Source organism: Bulleidia sp. zg-1013, from assembly GCF_019798045.1.
Classification (GTDB): domain Bacteria; phylum Bacillota_I; class Bacilli_A; order Erysipelotrichales; family Erysipelotrichaceae; genus Bulleidia.
In genome coordinates this window covers 259,353-272,772 of record NZ_JAGXEX010000002.1, presented here as the reverse complement: position 1 = coordinate 272,772, position 13,420 = coordinate 259,353, and the positions used below count along the sequence as shown (strand labels likewise).

15 protein-coding genes are annotated in these 13,420 nt (G+C 36.0%); 1 reads left to right on the top strand and 14 read right to left on the bottom strand.

Annotated features, from left to right (window positions below; genetic code table 11):
* Positions 1-9: 9 nt before the first annotated feature.
* The 10 genes from K7I92_RS03135 to K7I92_RS03090 all read right to left on the bottom strand — a co-directional run bounded on the left by K7I92_RS03135 (position 10) and on the right by K7I92_RS03090 (position 9,487).
* Complete coding sequence (locus tag K7I92_RS03135) at positions 10-504, bottom strand: hypothetical protein (RefSeq protein ID WP_220281998.1); 495 nt, start codon at positions 502-504, stop codon at positions 10-12.
* Positions 505-669: 165 nt separating this feature from the next.
* The gene (locus K7I92_RS03130; RefSeq protein WP_220281997.1) at positions 670-1,335 is read right to left on the bottom strand and encodes a class I SAM-dependent methyltransferase; all 666 of its coding nucleotides are present in this window, start codon (positions 1,333-1,335) and stop codon (positions 670-672) included.
* Positions 1,332-2,564, bottom strand: coding sequence for an RNA polymerase sigma factor RpoD (gene rpoD / locus K7I92_RS03125; protein ID WP_306790248.1), 1,233 nt, complete (start codon positions 2,562-2,564; stop codon positions 1,332-1,334). Before rpoD ends, K7I92_RS03130 begins: the two co-directional genes overlap by 4 nt.
* 135 nt (positions 2,565-2,699) lie before the next feature.
* Positions 2,700-4,436 (bottom strand): DNA primase, encoded by a 1,737-nt coding sequence (dnaG, locus tag K7I92_RS03120; RefSeq protein WP_220281996.1) that lies wholly within the window; start codon positions 4,434-4,436, stop codon positions 2,700-2,702.
* 8 nt (positions 4,437-4,444) lie between these two features.
* Positions 4,445-5,827 (bottom strand): glycine--tRNA ligase, encoded by a 1,383-nt coding sequence (locus K7I92_RS03115; protein ID WP_203244343.1) that lies wholly within the window; start codon positions 5,825-5,827, stop codon positions 4,445-4,447.
* Between the two features lie 47 nt (positions 5,828-5,874).
* On the bottom strand, positions 5,875-6,609 hold the full coding sequence (recO, locus tag K7I92_RS03110; protein ID WP_220281995.1) for a DNA repair protein RecO: 735 nt from the start codon (positions 6,607-6,609) through the stop codon (positions 5,875-5,877).
* Positions 6,602-7,495, bottom strand: a complete 894-nt coding sequence (era, locus tag K7I92_RS03105) for a GTPase Era (protein ID WP_203244345.1) — start codon at positions 7,493-7,495, stop codon at positions 6,602-6,604. Before era ends, recO begins: the two co-directional genes overlap by 8 nt.
* Positions 7,492-7,896 carry a cytidine deaminase gene (gene cdd, locus K7I92_RS03100; RefSeq protein WP_203244346.1) on the bottom strand — a complete coding sequence of 135 codons (405 nt, stop codon included), beginning with the start codon at positions 7,894-7,896 and terminating at the stop codon, positions 7,492-7,494. The genes era and cdd overlap by 4 nt, the downstream gene beginning before the upstream one ends.
* On the bottom strand, positions 7,893-8,336 hold the full coding sequence (ybeY, locus tag K7I92_RS03095) for an rRNA maturation RNase YbeY (RefSeq protein ID WP_220281994.1): 444 nt from the start codon (positions 8,334-8,336) through the stop codon (positions 7,893-7,895). Before ybeY ends, cdd begins: the two co-directional genes overlap by 4 nt.
* A 227-nt stretch (positions 8,337-8,563) precedes the next feature.
* A complete protein-coding gene (locus tag K7I92_RS03090) occupies positions 8,564-9,487 on the bottom strand; it encodes a PhoH family protein (protein ID WP_220281993.1) in 924 nt (307 codons plus the stop codon).
* Positions 9,488-9,523: 36 nt separating this feature from the next.
* Here K7I92_RS03090 and K7I92_RS03085 point away from each other — a divergent pair, with 36 nt between their 5' ends.
* Positions 9,524-10,276 carry an MmcQ/YjbR family DNA-binding protein gene (locus K7I92_RS03085; RefSeq protein WP_203244350.1) on the top strand — a complete coding sequence of 251 codons (753 nt, stop codon included), beginning with the start codon at positions 9,524-9,526 and terminating at the stop codon, positions 10,274-10,276.
* A gap of 53 nt (positions 10,277-10,329) precedes the next feature.
* On the opposite strand, the gene rpsU is transcribed toward K7I92_RS03085, so the two are convergent.
* The 4 genes from rpsU to K7I92_RS03065 form a co-directional block, all read right to left on the bottom strand.
* On the bottom strand, positions 10,330-10,512 hold the full coding sequence (gene rpsU / locus K7I92_RS03080) for a 30S ribosomal protein S21 (protein ID WP_006627631.1): 183 nt from the start codon (positions 10,510-10,512) through the stop codon (positions 10,330-10,332).
* Between the two features lie 96 nt (positions 10,513-10,608).
* A complete protein-coding gene (deoC, locus tag K7I92_RS03075; protein WP_203244393.1) occupies positions 10,609-11,250 on the bottom strand; it encodes a deoxyribose-phosphate aldolase in 642 nt (213 codons plus the stop codon).
* Entirely contained in the window at positions 11,228-12,706 is a 1,479-nt protein-coding gene (locus K7I92_RS03070; protein ID WP_203244394.1) for a UDP-N-acetylmuramoyl-L-alanyl-D-glutamate--2,6-diaminopimelate ligase, read from the bottom strand. Before K7I92_RS03070 ends, deoC begins: the two co-directional genes overlap by 23 nt.
* Positions 12,707-12,708: 2 nt before the next feature.
* The gene (locus K7I92_RS03065) at positions 12,709-13,416 is read right to left on the bottom strand and encodes a 16S rRNA (uracil(1498)-N(3))-methyltransferase (RefSeq protein WP_220281992.1); all 708 of its coding nucleotides are present in this window, start codon (positions 13,414-13,416) and stop codon (positions 12,709-12,711) included.
* Positions 13,417-13,420: the final 4 nt, after the last annotated feature.

The window sequence follows — 13,420 nt, the reverse complement described above, 5'->3', positions numbered from 1 at the left end:
TTCAACCCCTCATTGAATTTCTAAGTGGATAAATTCTCTTTGAATTTCACCGGTATAATCTTTAAATTCAACCAACATATCCACTTGGATTTTCTTTTCTTTTGCTTCTCCAGAGACCACAATTCCCTTCACATAGCCCTTTTCTTTATTCACTTGATTAGGAATTAAGGAACTTGGTTTATCAAAGATACCGGAACTTGGCATCATTTTTTTATTCTGAGCGTATGGAACACCCTTTTCAACCGCCATCACCACCACTTGATTCATTTCTACCCTTGCGTGATCAATAAAAATATAGTACACATAACTACCATCTTCTCTTTTAACCATTTCACTTGAAGTAGAAAAGTATGACGACTTAGTTTTGAAATTACTATAACTTTCCACCATATTATAATGAATTTTATAGGATTCCATTTTTAAATTTTTCGTTTCATCTTTATGACAGGCTTGTAAGCAACTTATCAGCAACAAGAGCACCAACCAACTTATCTTTTTACGCATATATTAAATTATACCTTAAATTCACCAATATAGTTGATTGGATTAAAACAGAAGGCATTATAAATTTTATGCGTTATTATGAAAATACAGTTTATCTCCATACGCATTTCTCATTCTAACAAATTGCTTTATATTAAATACCACTGTATTGAAAAAGATGAATTTTTAAAATTCATCTTCAAATTTCTTTATATATTCCTTGTAGTAAAAAATACGTTTCTTTAATTGTTCATCATGGCTTAAAGATAAAATCTTTTCTGTTTTTTTTATTTCATTTTCAAACCATTCTTTTGTGATTAAATCTTTCTTCTTTTTCAAATAAGGACCAATGAAGACATCCTCTTCTTGATACTCGCTTTCACCTGTATAGTAAACAAAAATTGAAAGATAATAAAACTTACGATCATACACCACCCATTCTTCTTGAATCGAAAAACCATGCTCAAATAACCATTTTCTTAGTTCTTCATAACCACGATTCACCTGTAAAAGAATTTGCTTGTACCCTTTCGCTTTAGCCAATTCACTTGCAAGAATATGAATAGCCCTTTGACCGCCCATACCGGCAATGATAATTCCTTGCGTATCTTCCGGTACTTTCGCTAATCCATCACTTAAAATCGTTTGAATAACATCTTCATAACCAAAGTATTTAATATTATCCTTAGCAATTGCTAAAGGACCTTTCGCAATATCGCAAGCATAAACCTTCTTAGCAATTCCGTCCCTCATTAAATCAATGGACAAAAAAGCATGATCACAGCCAATATCCGCCATGACCAAGCCCTTTTGAACATGATGTTTTATCTTTTTTAAACGCTTTGAAATCATTTATCAAAGAAATCCTTTAAACGCTTTGAACGATTTGGATGTTTTAACTTGCGAAGAGCCTTTGCTTCAATTTGACGAATACGCTCACGTGTTACATTAAATTCACGACCAACTTCTTCTAATGTTCTTGTACGACCATCATACAAACCAAAGCGCAAACGAAGAACCTTTTCTTCCCTTTCCGTCAAACCGGAAAGAACATCGTTGATTTCATCTTTCAATAATTGATTAGAAGCATACTGATCCGGACTTAAAGCATCCTTATCCTCAATGAAATCCCCTAAGTGAGAATCATCTTCTTCCCCAATCGGCGTTTCCAAAGAGACCGGATCCAAAGCAATCTTTTTGATTTCACGCACTTTGTCTGCCGAAATACCATCCAAGCATTCCGCAATTTCTTCCGGGGTTGGCTCACGGCTTAATTTCTGTACTAAGCTTCTTTCCACACGCGTTAATTTATTGATGGTTTCTACCATGTGAACAGGAATACGTATTGTTCTAGCTTGATCGGCGATAGCACGTGTGATAGCCTGACGAATCCACCAAGTCGCGTAAGTAGAGAACTTAAATCCTTTTGTATAATCAAACTTTTCAACCGCTTTAACAAGTCCCATATTTCCTTCTTGAATCAAATCCAAGAACTGCATACCACGACCAACATATTTCTTTGCAATTGAAACAACTAAACGCAAGTTAGAAGAAATTAGAATATTACGAGCTTCTTCATCACCTTGTTCAATTCGTTTTGCGATTTCCACTTCTTCATAAGCTTTCAATAAAGGAACACGACCAATTTCTTTTAAATACATCTTAACCGAATCACCGGATGCACTCGACATATCCGAACGAATCAAGCCATAATGATCTAACGTCGTCTCTTTATCATCTTTTTCTTTATCTACATCATCTAAATCATCGCTTGTGTCTTCATCCTGATCATTCACTAAAACATGGTCTTCATCTTCTTCAAAGTCTTCTAATTCTTCTTCCGAAGTAACCTCCATCTTTTGTTCATTAAACCAATCCCACAAATCATCCATTTCATCATCGCTTAAATCCAAATGTTCTAAAGATGCAACAACATCCTTTTGTAATAATTCACCTTCTTTTCGATAGGTAGCTTTGTATTCTTCTTTTAAATCATCCAATGTTTTTAAATCCATATTTTTCCCCGCTTCTTTCACGGAACTAATCTTTTTCTTCGCTTCAGTCCTCTTCTTTGTTGGCATATTCTCTCCCATCTATTTTCTTTTTACTTTGTGGGCTTTTTTCTTTTTAAACACAGGTTTCTATTGAATACACTGTCTGTCCTTCTTCCACTTTTGCCTATTTTACCACAATCTATTCCAATCTGGTAAATGGCTTTAATTTTTCTTTTCTTCGTTTGATTTCAAACGACCTAATTCACGTTTTACTTCACTATACTTCTGTAACAAGAGTTTTTTCGTTGTTTCATCTAAGCTTGGATTGGAAAGACTATCGTACAATTCTCTACTTTGCTCTTCCAAACGCTTCATTTTAACGCGATCAAATAATGCTCTTAAGCTTTCTTCTTGGTATTCTTTGACATTCATCGAGATTAGTTTTGACCAACACTTTCTTTCCATTTCACTTTGGGCAGCTTCTAATAATTCAATGGATTGGATTTCTTGTTTACGATGAAGGCGATTGACCAGTGTTAAAGCCACATTATTTCGCAGTGTATCCGTTAAAAAGCCTAATTCTTCATCAAAGATTTGAATAGCTTTTGGATATTGTAGCATCATGGCTAATATTTCATATTCCGCCACTTCCACACCATCAACTTTCACTCTCGTAGTATGTGTTTTTTTGGCTTCTTTTCTTCCCAATATCGAAAAATTCAAACCTAGTTTTTCTTCTAAAACATGTTGGAAATAATGCCGATCCATCTCATCATTTAAGTTTTGAATCTCAAGAGCAATTTCTTGACCAACCTTCTTTTTTTCAGAATAATTATCTAAATTCGTATTTTTCAATCGATAATCAATGAAAAATTCCATAAAGCTTTCTTCTTGTTTTATAAACTTCTCTAAAACTTCTTTGCCTTTTTGACGATAGATTTCATCCGGATCTAAATTGTCCATATTCTTGACAATTCGGCATTCCAATCCGATGGATTGCGCTAATTTAGCCACCTTATAAGAAGCATTTTGACCGGCATTATCACCGTCATAAACAAGCACTAAAATCGGAGCCATGGAAGCCAATAAACGCATCTGCTCTACCGTACAAGCCGTTCCTAAAGTACAAACTGCATTTTCAATACCGGCTTGTCCAAGAGCAATCACATCCATTACCCCTTCACAAAGATAAATCTTGCCGGCTCTTCGGGCTGGATTTTTAGCTCGATGATAATTATAAATCACACTTCCCTTATGAAAGACTAAGGTATTGTCCGTATTAATGTATTTCGAATCCACATTTGAATCCATACTTCTAGCTGTATAACCAACGGTTTGACCATTTCGGTCATGAATAGCGAAAGTAATTCGATCTTGGAATACATCATCAAAACGACCATTATAATAACGAATTAAGTTAGCTTGGCTCATTTCTTCTTCGCTATATCCCTTTGCTTTTAAATAAGAATAAAGCTTTCGATAAGGATTATAACCAATACCAAACTTCAAAGCCGTTTCTTCATCAATACCTCTCAGCTTGAGATATTCTTTTGCTTTTAGACCATCATTTGTTTTTAGAATATAGGAGAAATAACTTGTTGCATCGCTTAAGACATTTTTAATTTTTTGCGTTTGTGGATCTTCTACCACTTCTTTTTTAGGGGCACTTTGCACATGAATACCAACGATTTCACCTACCTTTTCAACCGCTTCCGGAAAAGAAACTTTCTCAAAATCCTGTACAAATTGAAAGAGCGTCCCACCATTCCCACAGACAAAGCAACGATAAATTTGCTTGTCCGTTGAAATTTTTAAGGATGGATCGTGGTCATCATGAAAAGGGCAAACAGCCACATAGCCATTTCCCTTCTCCATTACTGGGATATAATGTCGAATGACATCCACAATATTAGCTTTAGAACGAATATCATCGATGACATTTTGCGGAATACTCGCCATAGAACTCCTTAAAATTCAATTTCTTTTTTTATCTTTTGTAAAGCTTCTTCAATGCTCATTCTTTCTTGGCTCATGGAATCACGGTAACGAATGGTAACCGTAGTATTCTCTAAAGTTTCATCATCAATTGTGATACAGAATGGTGTACCAATCTCATCTTGACGACGGTAACGCTTGCCAATCGAACCGGAGCCATCGCTTTGAACAGCGAAATACTTGGAAAATAAATGACGAATTTCTTCAGCTTTTTCACCATGTAATTTGGCACGCAATGGTAAAATCGCCGCTTTAACTGGTGCTAACGCCGGTGAGAAATGCATAACAACACGTGTATCACCATTCTCTAATTCTTCTTCATCATAAGCATCAGTAAAGAACATAAAGAATAAACGCTCTACCCCAACCGCCGGTTCAATCACATAAGGCAAGTACTTTTCATTCGTTGTTGAATCTAAGTACGTTAAATCCTTATTAGAGGTTTTTTCATGTTGACCTAAATCGTAGTTTGTACGGTTGGCGATACCCCATAGTTCCCCCCAACCCCATGGAAATTTATACTCAATATCCGTTGTTGCTTTAGAGTAGAAAGATAATTCTTCTTTTTCATGATCTCTAAAACGAAGATGTTCCGGATTAGCTCCTAAGGAAAGAATCCAATCCATACAAAAATTACGCCAATAACTAAACCATTTATCATCCTCACCCGGTTTCACAAAGTATTCCATTTCCATTTGTTCAAACTCACGGGTACGGAAAATGAAGTTACCAGGTGTAATTTCATTGCGAAAAGATTTACCAATTTGACCAATTCCAAAAGGAAGCTTCTTACGATAGGTTCTTTGAATATTCTTGAATTGAACAAACATACCTTGAGCCGTTTCAGGTCGTAAATAAATTGTATTCTTAGAGTCTTCTAAAATACCTTGGAACGTTTTAAACATTAAATTAAATTGACGAATTGGTGTGAAATCATGACTGCCACAATCCGGGCAAGCAATCTTATGTCCCTTAATAAAGCTTTCCATTTCTTCCTTGGACCAGCCTTCCGGACTAACCTCTCCATGCGTTGCATCTTCAATTAAATGGTCCGCTCTATGTCTTGTCTTACAATTCTTACAATCCATCAAAGGATCTGAGAATCCACTCAAATGACCTGAGGCCTCCCATACCTTTGGATTCATTAAAATAGCGGCTTGTAATTCAACATTGTTTGCGTCTTCTTGAATAAACTTTTTCTGCCAAGCCCGTTTAATAGCATCTTTTAATAGCACACCATTTGGGCCAAAATCCCAGGTATTGCTTAATCCCCCATAAATCTCAGAACCTTGGAAAACAAAGCCGGTTTCCTTAGCATGTGCCACAATTAAATCAAAACTTTTCTCTCTTTTCATCCTTCCTCTTTCCTTCTAATATGCCTATTGATTGTACCATATTCCCCTTACATAAATAAATGTTCATAGAAATCAAAGGACTTTAAATGTAACCCGGCGTGTTCACGGAATAAATCAAAAGCCAAACGTATCTCATGATGATTAAAATCAACTCGATGATTAACTACTTCGTAGTGCTCTAAACGAGCCTTAAAGGCCAAACGTATCTTTTTTAATTGACTTATTTTCATAACTGGACTAGCTAACTCTTGGGCATGATTTTCACAAAGAAAACCACCTTCTTTTGCACTAAAAGAAACAACTTCTTGTTTTCCGCAATGAACGCAAGCATCCATATTTGGTTCAAAACCAAATTCTTGTAATAATGTGCTTAGAGTAAGGACAAAAACCGTATCGGCATTTTCTCCTTTTTCCCATAAAGAAAAACTATTTTCTAGTAATTGAAATAGATGTGAGCTATCTTCTTGAAAAACAGTCAAACAATCAAGAATATCAACGATGACACTTGCCATCGAAGAAAGCCTTAAATCACTATACACATGGCGATAAAAATTGAGGGCTTTCGCCCTTTTTAAAGTTTGTAACTCTTTTCCTTCTTTTAAATCGTATTGCACTTCAACCTTAGTAAAAGCTTGCAAAGCCGCTGCATTTTTAGACTTTGTGTTACGCACTCCCTTAGCAATAAAACTAATTTTCCCTTCTTCTGTAAGAAGGGAAATAATGACCGCTTTATCTTGATAAGGTACCTCTTTTAACACAAAGCCAAGTACTTGATTATTCATCTCGATTCGCCCCCGCATAACCCATTTGTGAAATACGAGCATCTTTTGAACGCCATTCTTCTTCCACCCGAACAAATAATTCCAAAAAAACTTTCTTGCCTAATAATATTTCCATGTCTTCTCTTGCTAAAGAACCAATTTTCTTTAACATAGAGCCCTCTTTGCCAATTAGGATTGGTTTTTGGGAAGGACGATCCACTAGTATCGTAGCTTGTATGTAACAAGTATTCTTTTTAAACTCACGCTTTTCAATATAAACGGCACAAGCATGTGGAACTTCATCTTCGGTTTTGCAAAGAATTTTTTCCCGAACAATTTCAGCCAAACGGAAATCCAAAGCATTATCACTGGTAATATCGCTTGGATATAAATAATCTCCCTCCGGTAGATACTTTAAAGTAGTTTGAATGAGATCATCCAATTTCAAAGTAAACTTAGCGGATATTGGAAAATACTCTGCAAATGGATAACGCTTGCTCCACTCTCCTAAAATAGCCATAACCTTTTCTTTGGATAAACAATCCACTTTATTTAAGATTAAAAAAACGGGCTTCTTTAAATTCGCAATATGTTCTAGTACAAAGGCATCTCCTTTTGCAAAGGGAACTCTAGCGTCCACCACTAAATACAACATATCCACGTCCTGAATCACCGAATAAACCTCTTTATTCATGCGTACACCCAGACGATCGAAAGGCTTGTGAATACCAGGGGTATCGGTAAAAATAATTTGTCCATCTTCGCGTGTTAAAATACCACGAATTTCTGAACGGGTAGTCTGACTTTTTTTCGATACAATCGCTATTTTTTCAGCTACTAAAGCATTAATCAAGCTGCTTTTACCAGCGTTTGGTCGACCGGCAATTCCAACAAAACCACTTCTCATCGAAGAACATCCTCTGAATCAAAATGATAAGGCAATAATCGACGCATATTTGTATCCAATTCATCTCCCTTTCCATTCGATAAATAAATTGGTGTATCCAGTTGCAATAACTCACTTAAGACTTGTCGACAAATTCCACATGGTGCCGCCATTCTAGGACCATCACAAACTATCGCTATCGCAACAAAGTCCTCTTTACGATAGCCCTCGGAAATCGCCGCAAATACCGCTGAACGCTCCCCACAATTCGTTGCTCCGAAACTGGCATTTTCAATATTAACACCATGAAAAACACGTCCATCTTTGCACTCTAAAGCACTGGATACATGATAATTGGAATAAGGTGCATAGGAATTCTTAAGCACGGAAAAGGCTTCTTGAATTAATTCTTCTCTTGTCATTTTCGATCCGCAATCCCTTCTAACAATTGATTTTGAATAACAAACATTTCTTTTTCATCTTCTGGCTTCATATGATCATAGCCTAAGCAGTGTAATAAGCCATGCGCAAATAAGAAACAAAATTCTCTTTTTTCTGAATGCCCATATTCTTTAGCTTGGCGTACTGCATAGTCAACATTAATAAAAACATCTCCTAAATCATTCATATCTACTTTTTCTTCACCATCTTGGATAGCGAAAGAGAGGACATCCGTTGGTCGATCAATTTGCCGATAATCCCGATTGATTTGGTGAATGGTACGTGATCGAACAAAAGTAACCGATATTTCTTTGTGTTTGTCTAATTGTAAAACTTCTTCTGTCCTTTTACCAATTTTACGATATAAGCTTTCATATGGTTTGGCTGGAAAATTGGTTCGATAATAAAAAGTAATTTCCATTTAACTACCTCTTTTTTCCATTATATCGTTATTTAAGTAAATAAAAAAGGATTAGCCTATTTTGATATATACCAAGGAAACTAGACACCGTAATTCATAATTTGTCTTTAACAACTGGTTGCTAATCTATTCTTCAATCCCTTGCATACAAAAAGGATACCTTGTCGTCTTTTTTATCACATCAGTATCCTTAATCAATTTCTATGTTTATTCTATTAAAAAGAAGCCTATTTTTCATAAGCTTCAACAATTTTTTGTACCAGAGGATGACGAACGACATCTCTTCCATCCATCGTTACAACCGCTATATCATTCACATGTGCCAAGCGCTTTTGTACATCCGCTAAGCCAGATAACTTGATGTCTTTTAAGTCTACCTGTGAACTATCTCCAGCAATAATCATTTTGGAATGAAACCCCAATCGTGTTAAGAACATCTTCATTTGTGCATTGGATGTGTTTTGCGCTTCGTCTAAGATAATATAAGCATTCTCCAAAGTTCTTCCTCGCATATACGCCAACGGGGCTATCTCTATGGTTCCTTTTTCCATAAGCTTTTCCGTTTGCTCTAATCCTAGCATCGTATGTAAAGCATCGTATAAAGGTGTTAAATAAGGATCTACTTTTTCTTTCAAATCTCCCGGCAAAAAGCCCAGGCTTTCACCTGCTTCCACTGCTGGTCTAGTTAGAATAATACGGTCTACCTCATGATTTTTTAAAGCCGTAACCGCTTTAACCACTGCCAGAAAAGTCTTACCCGTCCCGGCTGGACCAATCGCAATCACAATTGTATTGTTTTCCATAGCTTTTGCAAAATGGTATTGACCAAGTGTCTTTGGCTTAATACTTTTACCTGAAAAGGTACGCCCAATTTGAAGCTGATCCACAAAATCCAATTGATTTCCTTGCCTATTTTGAATTAAAAATTGCACTTCCTTCAAAGATAAAGAATGGTTCTTTTTCACAAAACGAACTAACTCTTTCAAAATAGAAAGCACTTCTTCTTTTCCTTCTATTATGAATTGATTATCACGCAAAAGAATTTGACTTTGGAAAGCCGCTTCCAGTTCTTTTAAGTATTTATCTTGTGGTCCAACAAGAATTTGTAAGTCTTGGGTACTTACATCATTGATATCTATTGTTTTACTCATATAACTAATTTTACCATAAGACGGTATAATAATCTTATGCAAAGTATTCGTTATTCCTTAATTAAAAAAGCTGAAAAGAAATTTCAAATTTCAGTTGATTATCCTTTTCAAAGAAATCCCGAAGCACAGGTCTTTCGTATTCCCAATCAAAAGACTTGGTTTGCGCTATTTCTGCGCATATCAAAAAGAAAATTAGGTATGGATAGCGATGAAATGGTGGATATTGTTAATCTAAAATGTGATGAATTTATCGCCGGGACATTGAGACGAAATCCCGGTTATTTCCCTGCATATCATATGAAAAAAGCGAATTGGATTTCAGTTGTTTTAGATGGAACAGTTCCTAGTGATGAAATTTTAGATTTACTGGAAATGAGTTATGACAATTGCCTTAAACCCAAGAAACAAAAATCTTTTGGCAATCAAACTTGGATTATTCCCTCCAATCCAAAGTACTATGATATTCATCAAGAAATTGAACAAAGTGAAGACCATAGTCTCCTTTGGCAACAATACCCTAATTTTCATCAAGGCGATACCATCTTTATCTATGAAACTGCCCCAAGTCAAAAAATTATTTATGAAGGCTATGTCAGTGAAGAAAATATCCCTTATCAGTATGAAGATGAACACTTTTCTTTTAAACGAGGTATGAAAATTAAAATTATTCGTGATTATCGTCATCATGATTTTACTTTATCGGTAATGAAGACATATGGTATCGGTGCCATTCGTGGTCCTCGCCATTTACCGGAAGAACTCATTCAAGATTTAAGAGCTTTATGGTAGATTGTAAAAGTAAATGCAACAATAAAAAAAGAAGTCAATGACTTCTTTAGAAGTTACTTGTTGCGCTTTCTAGCCTTTTTCGCAGCTTCAATTTTAAGCTTACGCTTAATACCCGGCTTGACGTAATATTCTCTCTTACGAGCTTCTGCGAGGGTTCCATTGCGGGAGACCTGGCGCTTAAAACGACGCAAAGCATCATCGAGGTTTTCATTTTCTTTTAATACAACTCTTGCCATTCAACAACCCTCCTTTCAACTTAGCTTTATGATTATACCCTAAAATAAATAAATTGACAATAGAAAAACGATTCTATCGAACCGCTTTCCTGCTCATTATTCTTCCATTAACTTCACGCCTGAAGAAGTTCCGATACGTTCTGCTCCAGCTTCAATCATTGCATGTAAATCAGCTTTTGAACGAACACCTCCAGCAGCCTTTACTTTAATCGCTTCACCAGCAGCAACTTTCAAAATCTTCACATCTTCTACAGTTGCTCCATGAGTTGAAAAACCGGTGCTTGTCTTAACGAAATCAGCACCACCTAAGATAACATCCTTAGTTGCTCTTGTCTTTTCTTCATCTGTTAATAAACAAGTTTCAATGATGACCTTTAAACAATGATTACCACAAGCTTCCTTAACTGCCTTTATTTCATCAATCACATATTGATCATTGCCATCCTTTAATTGACCAATGTTTAAAACCATATCAATTTCATCAGCACCCATTTCAAGAGCATTCTTTGTTTCAAAAACCTTTGTAGCGCAAGTCATTGCACCCAATGGAAAACCAATGACACAAGCTGTTAAAACATCCGAACCTTTTAAAGCTTCCTTAACAGTTGGAATCCAACTTGGATTTACCATGCAAGTCATAAAGCTATATTTTTTCGCTTCCTCGCATAATTGAAGAATTTGTGCCTTCGTTGCGTCTGGTTTTAATAGTGTATGATCAATATATTTGTTCAAATTCATAATCTTCTCCTTCCTTGATCAAAACGTATTTTTTCAATACTTCTTTGATAATTATAACATCTCCTTGATAAGAATAACGACCAATATCACGTTCCATAAACTTTTGATTGCCTTTACCAAGAACTAAGACTGTATCTTCCGGATCAGCCAACTCCAAAGCTTGGCGTATCGCATCATAACGATCAGAAATTATCAAATAGGGCTTCTCTTTAATTCCTTTCGCAATTTCCTCTGCTATGGCTCTTGGACTTTCATTACGAGGATCATCTTCTGTCAGAATAATCATATCGCAATACTGATCCATCAATTCACCAACTTTTTCTCGCTTGCTCTTATCTTTTTTGCCGGCTGAACCATTGACTATAATAATGCGACATTTCTTTGGGGTAATCGAAGTAGCGTATTCCAACACTCTTGATAAGCCTTCTACTGTATTTGCCATATCGACTAAAATATTAAAGTTTTGCCCCTCATCAATGACTTCCATACGCCCTTCAATGCGACTTAAAGATTTAATTCTTTCTTGAATAACTTCCATATCTAAGCCAGCCTCATGCAAAGCCGCAATCGCAGCTGCTACATTCATTAAGTTAAAGCAAGAAACCAAATTCGTTTCCATAGCGTATTCTTGATCATACACTCTCAAGTGAAAACTAGTGCCATCATTTTTAATACGATATTGACGGATAGAGTACATCGCTTCTTCACTCATACCATAAGTAACCACCCGAGCATCACTATCTTCCACCATCTTCAAACCATAAGGATCATCTATATTCATAATGGCGCAAGCCTTATCATCCAAATCATCAAAGAACTTCTTCTTAGCTTCAAAATAATTTTTCATACTACCATGAAAATCTAGGTGGTCATGATTTAAATTTGTAAAAATTGCATAATCAAAGTGGACACCTTGCACACGTTTTTGTTCAATGCCAACAGAGGTAACTTCCAAAGTCGCCGCCTTCATATCCGCATCCACCATTTCTTTTAGAATGGAATGCAAATCAATAATCGTTGGGGTAGTCAATAATGGCTGTAATTTTACTGCTCCATAGGTAATTGAAATACTACCAATATTCCCGGTCGGTATGATTGGATTTAAAATCTCTTGAATGATTTTAGCCGTTGTACTCTTTCCATTTGTACCGGTCACCCCAAACATTTGTAAGTGATGGGATGGTTCGCCATAAAACACATTCGCAACCGCATTGAAAGTATCCACAACATCATCTACACGAAAATAAAGAATGCCCTCTTCATAATGGGATAATTCTTCACTATGGACAACCGCAATCGCACCATTTAAAATTGCATCCTGAACGAATTGATGCCCATCAAAACGCATTCCCTTAACACAAAAGAATAAACTATTCGCTCTCTTTTTACGGGAATCATCGTTAATAGACTGAATCTCAATTTCCGGAGCCTGTTTAAATAATTGATTTAATAGCACTTTTATATCTCCTTCATAGCCAGAACAGATAGCGCAAAAATAGCGGCTGTTTCTGCCCTTAAGATACGCTTTCCTAAACTAATCGATTGAAATCCCGTTTCTTCTAATACTTGAATTTCTTCTAAACTAAAGCCACCTTCAGCACCAATCACAATCGTCGTATCCTTTTTAGAATTTAAATCAAAGAAAGAATGATCTTGCTTTTTAGCTTCATAGGCAACTACATTTTCTTCACTTTGGTAATTCTTTAAATCTTGAAGTCGAACAGCTTCTGTTACTTCTGGAAGGCAATTTCGCTTGCATTGTTGACTGGCCGCCAAAACGATTTGTTTATAACGTTCTCGTACCTTTTTTTCTTTTTCTTTTTGAACCTTCACTATTGTTCGTGAGCTTGTAAAAGGAACAATTCTTTTCACACCCAATTCCGTTGCTTTTTGAAGAATCCATTCAAACTTCTCTTTTCGGATTAAAGCCATGCACAAAGTAATGTTTTGTTCTAACTCATTTACACAAGAATCTTCTCTTTCAACATAACATTGAAACTTACCATTCATCACTTCTGCTTTCGCAAAGTAAGCCTTTCCTTCATAAACCAGACGAATAAGCTCTTGGTTTAGACGGAGCACATGATGGGCATGGTGTTCTTGTTCCTTGGATAAAGTGTAGATTTGGTCTACTTCCGGTTTTGTTTGACAAAAATATTGATACATGACA

Coding starts and splice junctions, on each gene's coding strand:
- K7I92_RS03135 (WP_220281998.1), bottom strand. CDS start 504: ATGCGTAAAAAGATAAGTTGGTTGGTGCTCTTGTTGCTGATAAGTTGC.
- K7I92_RS03130 (WP_220281997.1), bottom strand. CDS start 1,335: ATGATTTCAAAGCGTTTAAAAAAGATAAAACATCATGTTCAAAAGGGC.
- rpoD (WP_306790248.1), bottom strand. CDS start 2,564: ATGCCAACAAAGAAGAGGACTGAAGCGAAGAAAAAGATTAGTTCCGTG.
- dnaG (WP_220281996.1), bottom strand. CDS start 4,436: ATGGCGAGTATTCCGCAAAATGTCATCGATGATATTCGTTCTAAAGCT.
- K7I92_RS03115 (WP_203244343.1), bottom strand. CDS start 5,827: ATGAAAAGAGAGAAAAGTTTTGATTTAATTGTGGCACATGCTAAGGAA.
- recO (WP_220281995.1), bottom strand. CDS start 6,609: ATGAATAATCAAGTACTTGGCTTTGTGTTAAAAGAGGTACCTTATCAA.
- era (WP_203244345.1), bottom strand. CDS start 7,495: ATGAGAAGTGGTTTTGTTGGAATTGCCGGTCGACCAAACGCTGGTAAA.
- cdd (WP_203244346.1), bottom strand. CDS start 7,896: ATGACAAGAGAAGAATTAATTCAAGAAGCCTTTTCCGTGCTTAAGAAT.
- ybeY (WP_220281994.1), bottom strand. CDS start 8,336: ATGGAAATTACTTTTTATTATCGAACCAATTTTCCAGCCAAACCATAT.
- K7I92_RS03090 (WP_220281993.1), bottom strand. CDS start 9,487: ATGAGTAAAACAATAGATATCAATGATGTAAGTACCCAAGACTTACAA.
- K7I92_RS03085 (WP_203244350.1), top strand. CDS start 9,524: ATGCAAAGTATTCGTTATTCCTTAATTAAAAAAGCTGAAAAGAAATTT.
- rpsU (WP_006627631.1), bottom strand. CDS start 10,512: ATGGCAAGAGTTGTATTAAAAGAAAATGAAAACCTCGATGATGCTTTG.
- deoC (WP_203244393.1), bottom strand. CDS start 11,250: ATGAATTTGAACAAATATATTGATCATACACTATTAAAACCAGACGCA.
- K7I92_RS03065 (WP_220281992.1), bottom strand. CDS start 13,416: ATGTATCAATATTTTTGTCAAACAAAACCGGAAGTAGACCAAATCTAC.